At 66.6% G+C, this 16,933-nt stretch carries 12 protein-coding genes and 1 pseudogene; 6 read left to right on the top strand and 7 right to left on the bottom strand.

The features are described 5' to 3' along the window. Positions 1–6: 6 nt before the first annotated feature. Positions 7–1,029, top strand: a complete 1,023-nt coding sequence (locus AC5P9L_RS02305) for a magnesium and cobalt transport protein CorA (RefSeq protein WP_076739110.1) — start codon at positions 7–9, stop codon at positions 1,027–1,029. A gap of 189 nt (positions 1,030–1,218) precedes the next feature. On the opposite strand, the gene AC5P9L_RS02310 is transcribed toward AC5P9L_RS02305, so the two are convergent. The 4 genes from AC5P9L_RS02310 to AC5P9L_RS02325 all read right to left on the bottom strand — a co-directional run bounded on the left by AC5P9L_RS02310 (position 1,219) and on the right by AC5P9L_RS02325 (position 5,571). Next, positions 1,219–2,583, bottom strand: a complete 1,365-nt coding sequence (locus AC5P9L_RS02310; RefSeq protein ID WP_005408824.1) for an NAD-dependent succinate-semialdehyde dehydrogenase — start codon at positions 2,581–2,583, stop codon at positions 1,219–1,221. Between the two features lie 83 nt (positions 2,584–2,666). Next, on the bottom strand, positions 2,667–3,509 hold the full coding sequence (locus tag AC5P9L_RS02315; RefSeq protein ID WP_005408823.1) for an ABC transporter permease subunit: 843 nt from the start codon (positions 3,507–3,509) through the stop codon (positions 2,667–2,669). Continuing rightward, positions 3,506–4,438, bottom strand: coding sequence for an ABC transporter permease subunit (locus AC5P9L_RS02320; protein ID WP_005408822.1), 933 nt, complete (start codon positions 4,436–4,438; stop codon positions 3,506–3,508). Before AC5P9L_RS02320 ends, AC5P9L_RS02315 begins: the two co-directional genes overlap by 4 nt. After that, complete coding sequence (locus AC5P9L_RS02325) at positions 4,435–5,571, bottom strand: ABC transporter ATP-binding protein (protein WP_005412791.1); 1,137 nt, start codon at positions 5,569–5,571, stop codon at positions 4,435–4,437. Before AC5P9L_RS02325 ends, AC5P9L_RS02320 begins: the two co-directional genes overlap by 4 nt. Before the next feature lie 273 nt (positions 5,572–5,844). On the opposite strand from AC5P9L_RS02325, the gene AC5P9L_RS02330 reads away from it, so the two are divergent. Continuing rightward, positions 5,845–7,245 (top strand): flavin-containing monooxygenase, encoded by a 1,401-nt coding sequence (locus AC5P9L_RS02330; RefSeq protein WP_495230534.1) that lies wholly within the window; start codon positions 5,845–5,847, stop codon positions 7,243–7,245. A gap of 38 nt (positions 7,246–7,283) precedes the next feature. Here AC5P9L_RS02330 and AC5P9L_RS02335 read toward each other — a convergent pair whose 3' ends face one another. The 3 genes and pseudogenes from AC5P9L_RS02335 to AC5P9L_RS02345 form a co-directional block, all read right to left on the bottom strand. Continuing rightward, the gene (locus tag AC5P9L_RS02335; protein WP_111193822.1) at positions 7,284–8,393 is read right to left on the bottom strand and encodes a polyamine ABC transporter substrate-binding protein; all 1,110 of its coding nucleotides are present in this window, start codon (positions 8,391–8,393) and stop codon (positions 7,284–7,286) included. Between the two features lie 91 nt (positions 8,394–8,484). Next, entirely contained in the window at positions 8,485–9,882 is a 1,398-nt protein-coding gene (locus AC5P9L_RS02340; protein WP_005408818.1) for a glutamine synthetase family protein, read from the bottom strand. Beyond that, positions 9,879–10,636, bottom strand: a pseudogene (locus AC5P9L_RS02345) (gamma-glutamyl-gamma-aminobutyrate hydrolase family protein). The gene AC5P9L_RS02340 and the pseudogene AC5P9L_RS02345 overlap by 4 nt, the downstream one beginning before the upstream one ends. A gap of 161 nt (positions 10,637–10,797) precedes the next feature. Between AC5P9L_RS02345 and AC5P9L_RS02350 the strand changes: the two are divergent. The 4 genes from AC5P9L_RS02350 to AC5P9L_RS02365 all read left to right on the top strand — a co-directional run bounded on the left by AC5P9L_RS02350 (position 10,798) and on the right by AC5P9L_RS02365 (position 16,923). Further along, positions 10,798–12,075, top strand: a complete 1,278-nt coding sequence (locus tag AC5P9L_RS02350) for an NAD(P)/FAD-dependent oxidoreductase (protein WP_012479655.1) — start codon at positions 10,798–10,800, stop codon at positions 12,073–12,075. Between the two features lie 50 nt (positions 12,076–12,125). Then, positions 12,126–13,730 (top strand): MASE1 domain-containing protein, encoded by a 1,605-nt coding sequence (locus AC5P9L_RS02355; RefSeq protein WP_227415188.1) that lies wholly within the window; start codon positions 12,126–12,128, stop codon positions 13,728–13,730. Positions 13,731–13,929: 199 nt separating this feature from the next. Further along, entirely contained in the window at positions 13,930–15,483 is a 1,554-nt protein-coding gene (locus AC5P9L_RS02360) for an MASE1 domain-containing protein (RefSeq protein WP_111193820.1), read from the top strand. Between the two features lie 96 nt (positions 15,484–15,579). Then, the gene (locus AC5P9L_RS02365; RefSeq protein ID WP_005408813.1) at positions 15,580–16,923 is read left to right on the top strand and encodes a diguanylate cyclase; all 1,344 of its coding nucleotides are present in this window, start codon (positions 15,580–15,582) and stop codon (positions 16,921–16,923) included. Positions 16,924–16,933 lie beyond the last annotated feature (10 nt).

Below are 16,933 nucleotides of genomic sequence, written 5' to 3' on the forward strand. Positions count from 1 at the left end.
CGCACGATGGCGGGCATGTCATTGCCCGCCTCCGCTTCCGCCCCCGCTTCGGCCAACCCTACCTGCGTCATCAACTGCGTCCACTACGATGACGAGGGCAAGCGCCACGACATCAGCCTGGATGCCATCAGCGATGTCATTGCCAGCGGCAACGGCTTCGTCTGGGTCGGCCTGTACGACCCCAACGAAGACGTGCTGCTGAAACTGCAGGAAGAATTCTACCTGCACGACCTGGCCATCGAGGATGCGCGCAACGCGCACCAGCGGCCCAAGGTCGAGACCTATGGCAACTCGTTGTTCGTGGTGGTGACCACCGCGCAGATGGTCGACGAACGCATCCAGTATGGCGAAACCCATGCCTTCCTCGGCCCGCGCTTCCTGGTGACGGTCCGCCACGGCGCCTCGCTGTCCTACGCGCCGGTGCGCGCACGCGTCGAGCGCGAGCCGCAGCTGCTGAAGATGGGCCCGTCGTACTGCCTGTACGCGGTGACCGACTTCGTGGTCGACAACTACCTGCCGATCGTGCACCGCTTCCGCGACACCCTGGACCTGCTGGAAAAGGACATCTTCGCCGACACCTACAAGCGCAGCACGGTGGTGCGGCTGTACGAGCTCAAGCGCGAACTGAACAAGATGCGGATGGCGGTGGCGCCGTTGCAGGACGTGCTGGCGCAGCTGCGCCGCTACCAGGGCGAACTGATTCCCGATGAAGTGAAGCTCTACGTGCGTGACGTGCATGACCATGCGGTGCGCATCAGCGATGTGATCGACACCCTGCGCGAGATGCTGGGCACCGCGCTGAGCGTGAACCTTTCGCTGGTGACACTGGCGCAGGGCGAGACGGTCAAGCGGCTGGGCGCCTGGGCTGCCCTGCTCGCCGCGCCGACGCTGATCACCAGCTGGTACGGCATGAACTTCAGTCACATGCCGGAGCTGAGCGAACCCTGGTCGTACCCGCTGATGATCGTTGGCGTGGGCGGTGTGTGCGTGGGGCTGTATCGGTTGTTCAAGCGCGCGAAGTGGTTGTAGCGCGTATCGACCAACGGTCGATACCCACCATGCACGTGGGCGTCGATACCCACCATGCACGGGGGGCGTCGATACCCTGCAATCCGGTAGGCCACGACCGTTGGTCGTGGCACATGCCCCGCTTCTGGTAGTGCCGGCCGCTGGCCGGCAACCCGGCAATGCCGGCCAACGGCCGGCAACCGTTCGGGATCAAGCCACGTAGACGGTCTTGATGTTCATGAACTCATGGATGCCATGGTCAGCCAGCTCCCGACCAAAGCCTGACTGCTTGCTGCCGCCGAACGGCAGCCGCGCGTCGCTCTTGACGATGGCGTTGACGAACGCCGCACCGCATTCCATGCGCTGCGCGAAGCGCTCGCCGCGTACCGGATCGCCGGTCCACACGCTGCCGCCCAGGCCGAAGCGGGTGTCGTTGGCCACGCGCAGTGCCTCGGCCTCATCCTTGACCCGGATCACCGCGGCCACCGGCCCGAACAGCTCCTCGTCATACGCCGGCATGCCCGGGCCGACCTGGTCGAGCACCGTGGCCGGATAGCCGGCATGGGTGCCGGCAATCGGCTCACCACCGATCAGCACCCGCGCGCCCTTGGCCACACTGGCCTGCACCTGCTTGTGCAGTTCGTCACGCAGGTCGGCGCGAGCCATCGGCGCCAGCGTGGTACCGCGCTCATCGGGATCGCCGTACTGGCGCTCGCCTGCCGCCTGCACAAAGCGACGGGTGAATTCATCGGCCACCGCCTCGACCACGATGAAGCGCTTGGCCGCGATGCAGGTCTGCCCGCTGTTGTCGAAGCGCGACTTCACTGCCGCAGCCACGGTCTTGTCGAGGTCGGCATCGTCGAGCACCACGAAGGCATCGCTGCCACCCAGCTCCATCACCGACTTCTTCAGCTGGCTGCCGGCATTGGAGGCGATCGAGCGCCCTGCCCGCTCGCTGCCGGTCAGCGTCACCGCCTTCACCCGTGCGTCGCGAAGCACGTCGGCGGCCTGGTCGTTGTCGATGTGCAGCACGTCGAACACGCCATCAGGCAGGCCGCCGTCACGGCACACCGCCAGGATCAGGTCGGCGCACTGCGGCACGTTGCTGGCGTGCTTGAGCAGGGCGACGTTGCCAGCCATGAACGCCGGGGCGAGGAAACGGAACACCTGCCAGATCGGGAAATTCCACGGCATCACCGCGAACACGCAGCCGATCGGCTCGTAGCGCACGTAACTGCGCTGGGCTTCGGTATCGATCAGCTGCGGCTTGAGATAGTCGGCCGCGTGGTCGGCGTAGTACTCGCAGGCGGCAGCGCACTTGTCGATCTCGGCCAGCGCCTCGGCCTTGAGCTTGCCCATCTCGTGCGTCATCGCCTGCTGCAGGTCGTCGCGACGCGTGCGCAGCTGCGCAGCAATCTGGCGAAGGATGGCGCCGCGGTCCTGCAGCGAGCGATCTGCCCAGCCCGGAAATGCATCGGCAGCGGCCTGCAGGCGCTGCTCGATGTCGGCTGCGCCCATCAGTTCATGGCGGTAGGTCACCTGTCCGGTGGCCGGGTCGACGATCTCGACAGTCATGGGGGATCTCCATCTGGAAGACCCCCATTGTGCGCCGCCGGCTGTGAGCCGGGTGTTGCCGGCGTTGTCGGCAGACCGTGTGCTCAGCCGTTGTCCTGCCGCGCCAGCTGCAGGTCGCGCTGGCGCCGCTTCTCGGCGCGGGCGTTGATGTACCAGCCGATCACCGCGGCGATCGACACCGCCGACACCAGCAGCGTGGCCAACGCGTTGATCTTCGGGCTGATGCCCATGCGCACCGAGGCGAACACCTTCATCGGCAGCGTGGTCGAGCCCGGCGTGGCGACAAAGCTGGCCACCACCACGTCATCCAGCGACAGGGTGAACGCCAGCAGCCAGCCCGCCACCAGCGCCGGCGCGATGATCGGCAGGGTGATGCGGCCGAACACGGTCAGCCGGCTGGCGCCCAGATCCATCGCCGCTTCTTCCAGCGACAGGTCCATTTCCTGCAGCCGCGAGGACACCACCACGGTGACGAAGCACAGGGTGAAGGTGACGTGGGCGATCCAGATGGTGGCCAGGCCGCGTGCCGGGAAGCCGGGAATCGCGCCCATCGAGGCCAGCAGCGCCATCAGCGAGAAGCCCAGGATCACATCCGGCATCACCAGCGGTGCGGTCACCAGCGCGCCGAACAGCGGCTTGCCGCGGAAGCGCTTGAAGCGGGTCATGACCATCGCTGCCAGCGTGCCCAGCACGGTGGCCGTGCAGGCAGTCCAGAACGCCACCACCAGGCTGGTCCACATCGCATCCATCAGCGCGCGGTCGGCGAACAGGTCGCTGTAGGCACGGGTGGAGAACCCGGCCCAGACCATCGCCAGCCGCGAGCTGTTGAACGAATAGAACATCAACAGCAGGATCGGCAGGTACAGGAAGGCGAAGCCGAGCAGCAGCACGCCCAGCCCCAGGCCCTTTGCGCTACGCGGGCTCATGCCTGCTTCCCTTCCAGCAGGCGCTGCTGGGAACGGTTGAACAGCAGGATCGGCACCAGCAGCAACAGGATCATCGCCACCGCCATCGCCGAGGCGCCCGGCCAGTTGCGGTTGTTGAAGAACTCGTTCCACAGCTGGCGGCCCACCATCAGCGTCTCCGAGCCACCCAACATTTCCGGGATCACGAATTCACCGATGGCCGGAATCATCACCAGCATGCAGCCGGCGATGATGCCCGCTTTGGACAACGGCAGGGTGATGCGCAGGAACGCCTGCCACGGCTTGGCACCGAGGTCGTAGGCCGCCTCCAGCAGGCGGTGGTCATGTTTGACCAGATTGGCGTACAGCGGCAGCACCATGAACGGCAGATAGCAGTAGACGATGCCGATGTAGGCGGCGGTCGGGGTGTCGATCAGCTGCAGTTTCGGCAGGCCCATCGACGTCATCAGCGTCTGCAGGCCGGTGAACTGCAGGAACTGGTCGAGCAGGCCGTTGCGGTCCAGGATCGCCTTCCATGCATACACGCGGATCAGGAACGAGGTCCACGACGGCAGCACCACCAGCATCATCGCCACGTTGCGCGCGGCGGGCGACAGGCGCGCGATGGCATAGGCCATCGGATAGCCGATCAGCAGCGTCAGGAAGGTCGAGATCGCCGCGATCCTGATCGAGCTCAGGAAGGCCTGGGCATAGATCGAATCGCGGAACAGCGCCAGGTAGTTTTCCAGGTTCAGCTTCAGCGAGAAACCGCCGTCGGCGTACTGCAACAGCCAGGTGTACGGCGGCGAGCCGACCCGGCTGAGCGAGAAGCTGATCATCAGCACGATCAGGAACGGCACTGCGAAGAACAGCAGCAGCCACAGGTACGGAATGCCGATCACCGTGGCACGCAGCCCCGGCAGCCAGCGCTTCAGGCCGGCGGTGCTCATGAGGTGAGCACCACGCCGTCGTTGTCGCGCCAGTGCACCCACACCTCGTCGCCCCAGGTGAGGCCATCACTGGCCCAGCGCTGCGAATTGGCGAAGTTGGCCAGTACCTTGGCGCCGCTGGGCAGGCGCACGTGGTAGACCGAATGGCTGCCGAAGTAGGCGATGTCCTCGATCACGCCCTGGGCCTTGTTGGTGTGCCCTTCCGGTTCGTCCTTGCCGATCATCACCTTCTCCGGGCGCAGCGCGAACGCGACCGGCTGCCCTTCATAGCCGGTGATGCCATGGGCGATGTAGATCGGCGCCGGGAACAGCGGCGAGCGTACGGTCACGTACTCCGGCAGGTCCTCGTCGATCACCCCGTCGAACAGGTTGACCGAACCGATGAACTCGGCGACGAAGCGGTTGGCCGGCTGCTCGTAGACCTCGTCCGGCTTGCCGACCTGCTGGATCCAGCCGGCATCCATCACCGCGATGCGGGTGGCCATGGTCATCGCTTCTTCCTGGTCGTGGGTGACCATCACGCAGGTCACGCCCGACGATTCGATGATGCTGACCAGTTCCAGCTGCATCTGCGAGCGCAGCTTCTTGTCCAGCGCGCCCATCGGCTCGTCCAGCAGCAGCAGCTTCGGCCCCTTGGCCAGCGACCGCGCCAGCGCCACGCGCTGCTGCTGGCCGCCGGACAGCTGGTGTGGCTTGCGCTTGCCCAGGTGGCCCATCTGCACCAGGTCGAGCATCTCGCCCACGCGCTTGCCGATCGCATCCTTGCCCAGGCCATCCTGCTTCAGGCCGAAGGCAATGTTCTGCTCGACCGTCATGTGCGGGAACAGCGCATAGGACTGGAACATCATGTTGACCGGCCGCTGGTACGGCGGCAGCGCGTCCAGGCGCTGGCCATCGAGGGTGATGCTGCCCTTGGTGGGCGTCTCGAAGCCGCCCAGGCAGCGCAGCAGGGTCGATTTGCCACTGCCGGAGCCACCGAGCAGGGCAAAGATCTCGCCCTTGCGCACGTCCAGGTTGACGTCGTCGACGGCGACGAAACCGTCGAATTCCTTGCGCAGGTCACGAATGGAGAGATAGCCGGGCACACCGGTCGTGTCGACGACGGCGGCTACCGGCTGGGCTTCAACGGGCATGGGGGCTCCGGGAGCGGGCGGTGGACAGCGGCCGCCATTCTAACGGCCGGGGGGCCCAGGGGATATGACGGCGGCAGGCGGAAGCGGCCGCTGGCCGGCTCCGGGGGCCCCAGGAGTGTCGGTTTTCCCCCGCCATGGTGGCCTGCCCGCGCAAAGGCCCGGGCTCCCCGGGACGACCCTGCGGTCGTCCCGGCCAGACACCACAGGCGACGCCTCGATCTGCAACGTTTTTCAGAACCGGATCTGTTGAAGGCCCGGGGCATTCCCCGCGCAATGGCCCTGATCAAGGCCTTGCATGGACCCACACTGGTGATTTCCCCGGACAGCCCCTCCCCTTTCCCGCCCCGCCTGCCGGGCTCCCTGCCTGCAAGACTGCCGCTGGTCATCATCGGCGCCGGCCAGGCCGGGCTGTCGCTCAGCGCGCTCCTGCAGGAAGCCGGCGTCGAGCATCGCGTGCTGGAGGCCGAAACCGTAGGCGCCAGCTGGCAGCGGCGCTGGGAGTCGTTCCAGACCAACACCGCCAACGCGACGATGGCCCTGCATGGTCATGCCTATTCCGGCGATGACCCGGATGGCTTCATGGGCGCCCCGGAGGTGATCCGGCACCTCCGCGACTATGCCCACGAGCGTTCCCTGCCGATCAACGAGGGATGCGGGGTGCATCGGGTTGGGCCTGGGCCCGGTGGCTACGCCATCCACAGCAGCCAGGGGCTGATCCATGCCCGCGCAGTGGTGGTCGCCACCGGTGAATACCGCCGCGCACGGATGCCCCGGGTCCCGTTCGCGCCCGCGCCAGGCCTGACCGTGCTGCACTCGGGCGACTACCGCAGTGCCCGTCAGCTACCCGATGGCGCCGTGCTGGTCATCGGGGGTGGGCAGTCCGGCGCGCAGATCGCCCAGGACCTGCGCGACAGCGGTCGCAGCGTGAACTGGTCACTGGCCCAGCGGCATTCGCATACCCGCCGGCTGCGCGGCAAGGACTCGATGACCTGGTGGGACATGGCCGGGCGCATCCATCAACATGTGAGTGAAGCGGCGGGCGTACTTGCCGGGGAACCGGATGCACTGCGCAAGGCCCGCACCGCGGAGTTCCCGCTTATTTCCGGCAAGGGAAACGGTGGCCTGGGCAGCTCGATCAGCCTGCTGGCGATGCACCGCGCGGGCATCAGGCTGCTGGGCCGGTTGCAGGGCTTCGATGGAAACGTCGCCCGCTTCGCCGATGTGCGCCCGCAGCTGCGTACCGCGATCGAGGCCACGCAGGCCGAGTACGCCTATCTCGATTCGCTGGCCAGCGCGTACTACGCCACGCGTCCCGAGCCACGCACCGACGATGCCCGCTACATTCCGGAGGAGGTCTATCTGCACTGGGAGCCGGACGCCGCCCCGCGTGAACTGGATCTGCAGGCGGAAGGCATCCGCTCGGTGGTGCTGGCCACCGGCTTCGTCGCCGAATGGCCCTGGCTCGACGTACCGGGCGCGCTGGATGCACATGGCTACCCGCTCGGCGAATTCGGTGTTTCCCCGCAATCGGGGCTGTTCTTCATCGGCATGCACAACCTGCAGCGGATGAGTTCATCGTTCCTGTGCAACGGCGGTCGCGATGCACGCGACCTGCTGCCTGCCATCCTGCGGCACCTGGGCCGAAGCGGGAGTACCGGCATCGACCCAGGGTAAGGCAGCCGCCGGGCATGACCCGGCGGCACCAGGCCGGCTCAACGGCCGGTCTTCACCTCGGTCCACAGCCGGGTGTAGAGCTTGTCGGTCTCCGGCGTGTTGATCGAATACGTGAACATCTTCGTGGCCACGTCGGCCGGCGGGTAGATGGTCGGGTCGGTACGGATCGCCTCATCCACCAGCGGGGTCGCGGTCGGCACCGGGTTGGCGTAGTGGATGAAGTTGGTGTTTGCCGCGGCAACCTTCGGCTGCAGCAGGTAATTGATGAAGGCGTAAGCGGCCTCCGGATGCTTGGCGTCCTTCGGGATCGCCAGCATGTCGAACCACTGCGGGGCGCCTTCCTTCGGGATCGAATAGGCCACGTGCACGCCATTGCTGGCTTCCTCGGCGCGGTCGCGGGCCTGGATGATGTCACCCGACCAGCCGACCACCAGGCAGGTGCCGCCATTGGCCAGCGAACCCACGTACTGCGAGGAGTGGAAATTCTGCACGTACGGTCGGATCGACTTCAGCAGGTCGGCCGCCTTCTGCAGCTCGGCCGGGTCACCGCTGTGCGGGTCCAGGCCCAGGTAATGCAGCGCGATCGGGATCATGTCGGCCGGCGTGTCCAGGATGGTCACGCCGCAGTCCTTCATCTTGCTGATGTTCTCCGGCTTGAACACCAGGTCCCAGCTGTTGGCGATGTCGGTGCTGCCACCGAAACGCTGCTTCAGCATCTCCACGTTGTAGCCGATGCCGGTGGTGCCGATCATGTACGGCACGCCGTACTGGTTGCCCGGGTCCTGGGTGGCGATGCGCTTCATCACCGCCGGATCGAGATTGGCCAGGTTCGGGATCTTGCTCTTGTCCAGCGGCAGGAACACACCGGCCTGGATCTGGCGACCGAAGAAGTTCAGGGTCGGCACCACCACGTCGTAGCCGCTGTTGCCGGCCAGCAGCTTGGTCTCGACCATCTCATCGCTGTCGAACACATCGTAGGTCACCTTGATGCCGCTCTCCTTCTCGAAGGTCGGGATGGTGTCCTCGGCGATGTAATCGCTGTAGTTGTAGACGTTCAGGACCTGGCTGTCCTGCGCGCCGCCATTGCCACCGCCACAGGCGGCGAGCATGGCGGAGGCCAGGCCGAGCGTGAGGATACGCAGCTTCATCGGGTGCTCCAGAATGCGGGAAGGGGGGCCGGCGGGGCCGGCGACGGGTGCCAGCCTACCCCCCGGCGGCGGATTTTTCTATTCCGGATGCTCAGACGTTCAGCAGCAGGAACTCGCGCTCCCACGAGCTGATGACACGGAAAAAGGTCTCGTATTCCTTGCGCTTCACCGAGATGTAGGCCCGGCAGAAGCGCTCGCCCAGCAGGGCCTGCAGTTCGCTGCACTGCTCCAGCCCATCCAGCGCTTCGCCCAGCGAGCGCGGCAGGTTGTAGCCCAGTTCCTTGGCGCTGCCGGTCACCGGCGCATCCGGTGCCAACCGCTCGCGGATGCCCAGCAGGCCGCAGGCCAGGGTCGCCGCCATCGCCAGGTAGGGGTTGGCGTCGGAACCGGCGAAACGACTCTCCACGCGCATGTTTTCCGGCGTGTCCAGCGGCACGCGCAGGCCACAGGTGCGGTTGTCGAAGCCCCAGTGCACGTTGCTCGGCGAGACTTCGCCGAACACCAGCCGGCGGTAGGAATTCACGTTCGGCGCGAAGAACGCCATCGCCTGCGGCGCGTACTTCTGCAGGCCGCCCAGATAGTGGCCGAACACCGGGCTGAACTCGCCTTCGGCATCGGTATCGCCAGCGAACACATTGCTGCCGTCGCTCACCCGCACCAGGCTCTGGTGGATGTGCATGGCACTGCCCGGCTCGTTCTCCATCGGCTTGGCCAGGAAGGTGGCATACACGCCGTGGCGCATCGCCGCCTCGCGCATGGTGCGCTTGAACAGGAACACCTGGTCGGCCAGGTCCATCGCATCGGCATGGGTGAAGTTGACCTCCAGCTGCGCCGCACCGGATTCGTGGATCAGCGTGTCCACATCCAGCTTCATCGCATCGGCGTAGTCGTACATCAGGTCGAGGATCGGGTCGAATTCGTTGACCGCATCGATCGAGTACGACTGCCGCGCGGTTTCCGGGCGCCCGGAGCGGCCGGCCGGTGGCAGCAGCGGGAAGTCCGGGTCGGTGTTCTTCTGCACCAGGAAGAACTCAAGCTCCGGCGCCACCACCGGGCGCAGGCCCAGCTCGGCGTAGGCCGCCAGCACGCGGCGCAGTACGTTGCGTGGCGCCAGCTCGTGCGGCTCACCGTTCTTGGTGTAACAGTCGTGGATGACCTGCGCGGTGGCGTCGGCCGCCCACGGCACCATGCGCACCGTGTCCGGATCAGGACGCAGCATCATGTCCGAGTCCGACGGCGAGGTCAGCTCGTAGTAGTCATCAGGGAACTCGCCGGTGACGGTGGTGGCGAAAATGCCTTCGGGCAGCCGCGTACCGTAATCATGCGAGAACTTGTCGGCGGGAATGATCTTGCCGCGCGCGTTGCCGGTGATGTCCGGCACCAGGCATTCGACCTCGGTGATGCGCCGCTCCTTCAGCCAGCGCAGCAGGCTGCTTTCCTGCGGTGCGGGGGGCGTAGCCGTCTTGCGCGGGCGCGTTCGGGAACTCATCGGGAATCCAGTCGGTTCTGTTGGTGCTGCCGGCAAGCTTGGCCGAACGCACGGAAAATAGCGTGATAGAACGGCGAGTCCATGACACGCCACTCCGGGTGCCACTGTACGCCGAGCACGAAACGATGGCGTGGGCTGCGCGCTGCCTCGACCAGTCCATCATCGGCCCTGGCCTCGACCTGCAGCCCGTGTGCCAGTCGGTCGATGCCCTGCCCGTGAACCGAATTGACCTGTGCGCGGTCACCGCCTTGCCACTGCGCCAGCCATCCGCCGCCAGGGCGACCGCATGGGCCGGCCCGTACTGCACATCAACCGGCGCCTTCGGGTTTTCACGATGATCCGAAAGACCGGGCGCCGCGTGCACCTGCGGATGCAACGTGCCACCCAGCGCAACGTTCAGCTCCTGCAGGCCGCGGCAGATCGCCAGCACCGGCAGGTCCAGCGCCAGCGCCTCGTGCAGCAGCGCGAACGCGTTGGCGTCACGGGCCGGGTCATGCGGATTGCCCGGCCAGCTGCGACCGCCGTCGTAATGCTGCGGTTCGATGTTGCTGACCGCACCGGTCAACAGCAGGCCATCGAGCCCCTGCAGCCAGTCGCTGGCCGGCAGCGGCGGCTGCATGCTCGGCAACAGTACCGGGGTCACCTCGGCGGCCTCGGCCAGCGCGCGCACGTACTTCTCGCCGGCCACCGCGAAACGGTGATGGCCGAGCACGGTGCTGTCGGTGGGCAGGCCCACCCAGGGCAGGCGGCGCATGGGAAAACTCCTTGGCGTGCCGACACGTTACCCGCCGTCCGGCGAAGGCGGCAAGTCGTCGCCGTCACACCATGGCTGTCACGCATCGGCGAAACTACTCGGGTGAATGCTGATCGTCCTCCCCCGCTCTCCTCCACCGCACTGCGCCCGCGAGGCCTGCGGTGAGTGCCGCGTTCCCGCCCAGCTGGTATGCCGCCAGCCTGCCCGAACCACCCGCGCTGCCCCCGCTGCAGGGCGAGGTTCAGGCCGATGTCGCAGTGCTTGGTGCGGGCTACACCGGCCTGACCGCGGCCCTGGAACTGGCCTCACGTGGCCAGCGCGTGGTGGTGCTGGAGGCGCAGCGGATCGGTTGGGGCGCGTCCGGCCGCAATGGTGGCCAGGCGCTGGTCGGCTACGGCTGCGAGGTGGACGAACTGGAGCGTCAGCTGGGTCGTGATGATGCACGCCACCTGTTCGACTGGTCGCGCGACGCGGTGCAGGCGATGCGCACGCGCATCGATCGCCACCGCATCGACTGCCATTGGGTTGAAGGCCACGCCAGCGTGGCCATCCGTGAACGCCACGAGCGTGACCTGCACGCCAACTGCGAGCACCTGCAACGCCACTACGACTACCCCATGCAGTGGTGGGGCCGTGACGCTCTGCGCGCGCAGCTGGACAGCCCGCGCTACCGCGCCGCGATGTTCGACCCGCTCAGCGCACACCTGCACCCGCTGGCGTATGCACGCGGTCTGGCCGATGCAGCGCGCGCGGCAGGTGTGGTCATCCACGAGGATTCGCCCGTCGTGCGCATCCAGCGCGGGCCACGGCCGAGCCTGCACACTGCCCAGGGCAGCGTGCGCGCCATGCATCTGGTGGTGGCCGGCAATGCCTGGCTGCAGGGCCTGCTGCCCGAGCTGGAACGGCGGATCATGCCGGTGGGCACCTATATCGGTGCCAGTGAGCCACTGGGCGCAGAACGTGCCCGCGCCCTGATCGGCAACAACATGGCCGTGGCCGACACCGCCTGGGCACTGGACTACTTCCGCCTCAGCCACGATCACCGCCTGCTGTTCGGCGGCCGCGCCAGCTACTCGGCACTGCCCCCGCCCGGCCTGCGCGGGGTGATGCAGCGACGCATGCACGACGTCTTCCCGCAGCTGGCCGACGTGGTGCTGGACCAGGTCTGGGGTGGCTACGTGGACATCACCCGCAACCGCGCCCCGCACTGGGGCCGGCTGGACGGCAACCTGTACTTCGCGCAGGGATTCTCCGGCCATGGGGTGGCCGCCGCCGGACTGGCCGGCGAGGTGATCGCCGCCGCCATCGCCGGCCAGAGCGAGCGCCTGGACGTGTTCCAGCGCCTGCGGCATGCGCCCTTCCCCGGCGGCCGGCTGCTGCGCACGCCCCTGCTGGTGGCGGCGATGTCGTGGTACAAGCTGCGGGATGCGTTGTGGTAGCGGGGCCCTTCCCAGCCACATAATCGGCGCAGGAGCTGGGGAGCACGTGGATGCAGCGGTGGAAGGACGGCCTGCTGGTGAGGATACGGGTCAGCCCAGAAGGGCTGGCGCTGGCGCTGCTCTATGCCCTCGCCTGCTGGGGTGCGCGCAAGCTGTCACTGGACCAGTTCTTCCTGCCTGCCGGCGTGCGGGTGGCCGCGCTGTTGCTGTGCCCGCCCCGTCTTTGGCCCTACCTGCTGATGGGTGAATACGCCTACTTCGCGCATCTGCGCATCCCCCTGATCAGCAAATACAACCTGACCTGGGTAATCCTGGCCTCGGTGTTCCTGATGCCTGCCGTGATGCTGATCGTGCGCCTGCACCGGAAACTGCTGGCACGCACCACGATCGTCGGCGTGATCTCCATTGCGGTATGCGCCGCGACGGTCATCAGTCTGCTCAACCTGGGAATCTCGTACCTGCTCTGGGAGCCGTTGCAGAACGCGTCATTCATCACCAACGTATTGCGCTATGCGCTGGGCGACTTCACCGGCATCCTGATCCTGGCACCCCTGGCATTGCTGTGGATCCGCCGCGCCGAGGAAAAATGGACAACCGGGTCTGTCGCGGCCACGGTCACAGCACTCGGCGCCATGCTGGTCATTGGCCTGCAGGCGACGCCGGTACCGGCCTCGATCACGGCCCCCGGCTCGCTGCAGCTGCTGTTGATCCTGCCTATTCCCGCGATCGCCCTGACCTGCCTGCTGGGATGGCGCGGTGCGGCCATCGGTGTCGCCGCCGTCAACATGATTCTTGGCCTCAGCACCCCCGCCGACCATCCGACGGCATTCGACCCGGCTACCTTCGCTACCCAGCAGGCCATGGCCATCGCCAGCATCGCCCTGCTGTTGCTGGGCGCGCGCATCACCCACTTCCAGAACCAGCACCGGTTGCGCGAGGAAGATGGCAGAACGGCCCTGCAGCTTGCGCGGAGTTCACACCTGGCCAGCGAGATGGACCTGCGCGAACGGGCGGCACACCTGCGCCAACTGGGCGATGGCATGGACCTGTCGCTGAACGAAATGGTGAACTGGCTGCATGCGCAGGGTCATCACGCCGTGGCCGACAGCCTGCGGCATACCTCGGAGGTGCATTCGCGCCTGTTCCGGGCCCAGGCCAGCATGATCTATCCCGCCGCCCTGGAACAGCTGGGCCTGTACGTGGCGTTGCAGGCTGGCGGTGTGCGCGAGGCATGGAATGCTACGCATCGCATCGGCCAGCCGAGGTTGACGGGTGACCCCTGTGCACTCGAGGTCGGCCTGCAGCTTGCTGCCTATCGACTCGTGGTCGATGCGGTCTCGCTTCTATTGAAGTGCGAGTGTGGACAGATCTCGGTCAGTATCCGCTGCGGAAGCTCCTTCCGGAAGCGTGGTGCCTTCATCTGCGTGGCTCTTCTGGACCGCCACGCATCACTGGGAAGCCGTGCAAAGGCGCTGGCAAACGAGCAGCTGCTGGGCCGAGTGCTCGCACACGCGGGCCACATGGACCTGAGTGGCAACAGGCTCAGGATGGTGTTGACCGAAGCACGGGACGCTCCCCGCCAGGCAGGCACTACTGAAGCCTTGAGGGAAAGCACACGCTCCATGGACACTGGCGCCCCCCGGGCCGCGATCTGACTATCCCGGTGAAAGGAGCTGCAGATCATTGCGCGAAAGTGATCTTTGGTCGGCGCCGAACCCACCCCGTCAGGATCTGGCGCCGGCGTGCAATTGCGCCCCCCCTGCTTCCATCGATACTGTCGTCCAATGGCGCGTCATGGCGCGTTCAAGCAATCCGCACGGCCGCTGCCATGTCACGAGCAAGGGAGGCTCGGGTTTGGACCGATTCAAGAAGGCAGTTGAACTGAGCTTCCGTATCCGGCCAGCCGGCATCGCACTCGCGGCCGTCTATGCACTGAGCTGCCTCGGCTCGCGTCAGTTCTCGCTGGATCAGTTCTTCCTGCCAGCGGGCATCCGCGCAGCGGCACTGCTGATCGTCCCGACCCGCCTGTGGCCCTACCTGCTGCTGGGCGAGTACGCGTACTTTGCAACGCTGCGCATCCCCATGATCGACACCTACGGCCTGGATTGGGTCATCCTGGCTTCGACGCTGCTGATGCCGATGGCGATGCTAGTGGTCTACCTGCATCGGATGAGCATGCCGTCCGAAGCAGCCACCGGTCTGTGGCTTCTGTCGCTGTCGTTCTGCACAGCGTTGTTCGTGCCGGGTCTCAACCTGGGCATTTCATATGTCCTATGGTCGAACCCACCACCCAGCAACCTGCTGGACGCGGTCGACCGGACGATCTTTGGCCACTTCGCCGCCATCATCACCCTGGTGCCGTTGGCATTCCTCTGGTCGCGGCGGCAGGCCGACCCCGGTTGGACAGACCGTTTCGTCGCCCCTACCGCCTCGGCGATCCTGGTGATGCTGGTGCTGGGCCTGTGCATGCAATTGACACGCGCCGACGCCCACACGACGCGGACACACATGGTGCTGCTGGCCGCCCTGCCCGCCATCGCCCTGACCTTCATGCACGGGTGGCGCGGCGCAGCCATCGCGATTCCGTTGTTGAACCTCCCCCTGCACGGCGCAACGCCCAGCACTGGCCTGCCTTCCTCGTTCGACCTGGGCACGTTCGCCACCCAACAGAACATGGCGGTGATGAGTGTCGCACTGCTGGCACTCGGTTCCAGCATCAGCTATCACCATCAGCGCGCCCGGTCCCGCGGCCTGGCCGAGGCAACCACGCTGCGCCTGGCACGCGGCTCACTTCAGACCAGCGAGCGTGAGCTGCGTGAACGGGCCGTCCACCTGAAGCACCTGGGCGAGGGCATGGACAATTCGCTCAGCGAGATGGTCAGCTGGCTGAAGTCCCAAGGCCACCATGCGGTCGCAAACAGCCTGCAGCACGCGTCGTCGGTACATTCACGGCTGTTTCGCGAACAGGCCAGCCTGGTCTATCCCACCGGACTGGAGCAGGTCGGGCTCTACATCGCGCTGCAAGCCGGCGGTGCATGCGAAATCTGGAACAACACGCATCGCGTCATTCCACCCAGGCTGGCGGGCAATCCCTGCCTGCTGACCGTGGATCTGCAACTGGCCATCTATCGCTCGCTGATCGAGGCGGTTTCACTTCTGCTGGAACTGGAAACCGGGCAGGTCTGCGTGCGCGCCCGAAGCGGTCGGGCAGGCAAGCATCGCGGCATTGTTGCCGTGGTGAGCCTGCTCGACCGTGGTTGCCCGCTTTCCACGCGTACCACCCAACAGGCCGTCGAGCGCCTGGCCGGGCGGATGCTTGCCTACGGCGGAACGGTCCACTGCCGCGGCAATCGGCTGCGGCTGGTCCTGCATGAACCGATCACCCACGCGTCGCCAGCGGCGGCCTGACGCGGAATCTGGCCCGGCGCGCAACGTTCGCCGCTAAAGTTACACCCGAAACCGCCGTTATCCGTGCCGAGCCCCTCCCTCGTGAGCCACCGCATCATGCCCGTCCTGCCGCAGGCCGCCGTCGATGGCGACCTGGCCGATCCGCTGCCGCAGCGGATCCTGCTGGTCGAAAACTCCCGCGCCTTCACCGGCATGCTCCGCGAGGCCATCGAGCAGCGCCTGGAACTGCCGGTGGTGATCGCCTCCACCCTGGCCGAGGCCGACCGCCTGCTGAGCGAAGGTGGCGGCTGGTTCCTGGTACTGACCGGGCTGGTCCTGGCCGATGGCGACCGCGACGCGGTGGTCGAGTTCTTCCTCAAGCGCGACCTGCCCACCGTGGTGGTCAGCGGCGTCTACGACGAGGACCTGCGCAAGCGCGTGCTGCAGCAGCAGATCATCGACTACGTGCTGAAGAACACTCCCGGCAGCATCGATTACCTGGTGTGGCTGGTGCAGCGGCTGGAGCGCAACCGGCGCATCGCCGCGCTGGTGGTGGACGACTCACCGTCCGCGCGCGGTTACGCCGCAGCCTTGCTGCGCATGTACGGCCATGAGGTGCACGAAGCGGCCGATGGCAACGAAGGCCTGGCCGCGATCGAGGCGCATCCGGCAATCCGCCTGGCCGTGGTCGACCAGGAAATGCCGGGCATGCAGGGCGTGGAGTTCACCCGCCGCCTGCGCACCCTGCGCTCGCGCGACAAGGTGGCGGTAATCGGCATCTCCGGCAATACCGATGCATCGTTGATTCCGCGCTTCCTGAAGAACGGCGCCAACGATTTCCTGCGCAAGCCGTTCTCGCGCGAGGAATTCTTCTGCCGGGTCTCGCAGAATGTGGACCAGCTGGAGCTGATCGGCACCCTGCAGGATCTGGCCACCCGCGATTTCCTCACCGGCCTGCCCAACCGCCGCTGCTTCCTGGAGCAGAGCCAGCGCCAGCTGCCGCAGCTGCAGCTGCACGGCCAGTGCGTGGCGGTGGCGATGATCGACATCGACCACTTCAAGCACATCAATGACACCCATGGCCACGAAGCCGGCGACGATGCGCTGCGCGCGGTGGCCGGCGCGGTGGCCACGCATGCACGCAGCCACGACCTGATCGCGCGCTTCGGCGGCGAGGAATTCTGCCTGCTGGTGCCGGACATGGAGCAGGACGAGGCGCTGCTGTACTTCGAGGAGCTGCGCCAGCGCATCGCCGCGCTGGAGGTGGACATCGGCACCGCCACGCTGCGCATGACGGTCAGCATCGGGCTGTGCTGCCTGCGCCCGCAGCGCGATGCACTGCACCGGCTGATCTCCGAAGCCGACCGCCAGCTGTACCTGGCCAAGGCCGGTGGCCGCAACCGGGTCAGCTGCACCACGGTCGCCAGCCCGCTGCGCCCACGCGAGCCGGCGCTGCCCTGACCGGTACGCT

Source organism: Stenotrophomonas sp. YJH_SMC_64 (genome assembly GCF_059371375.1).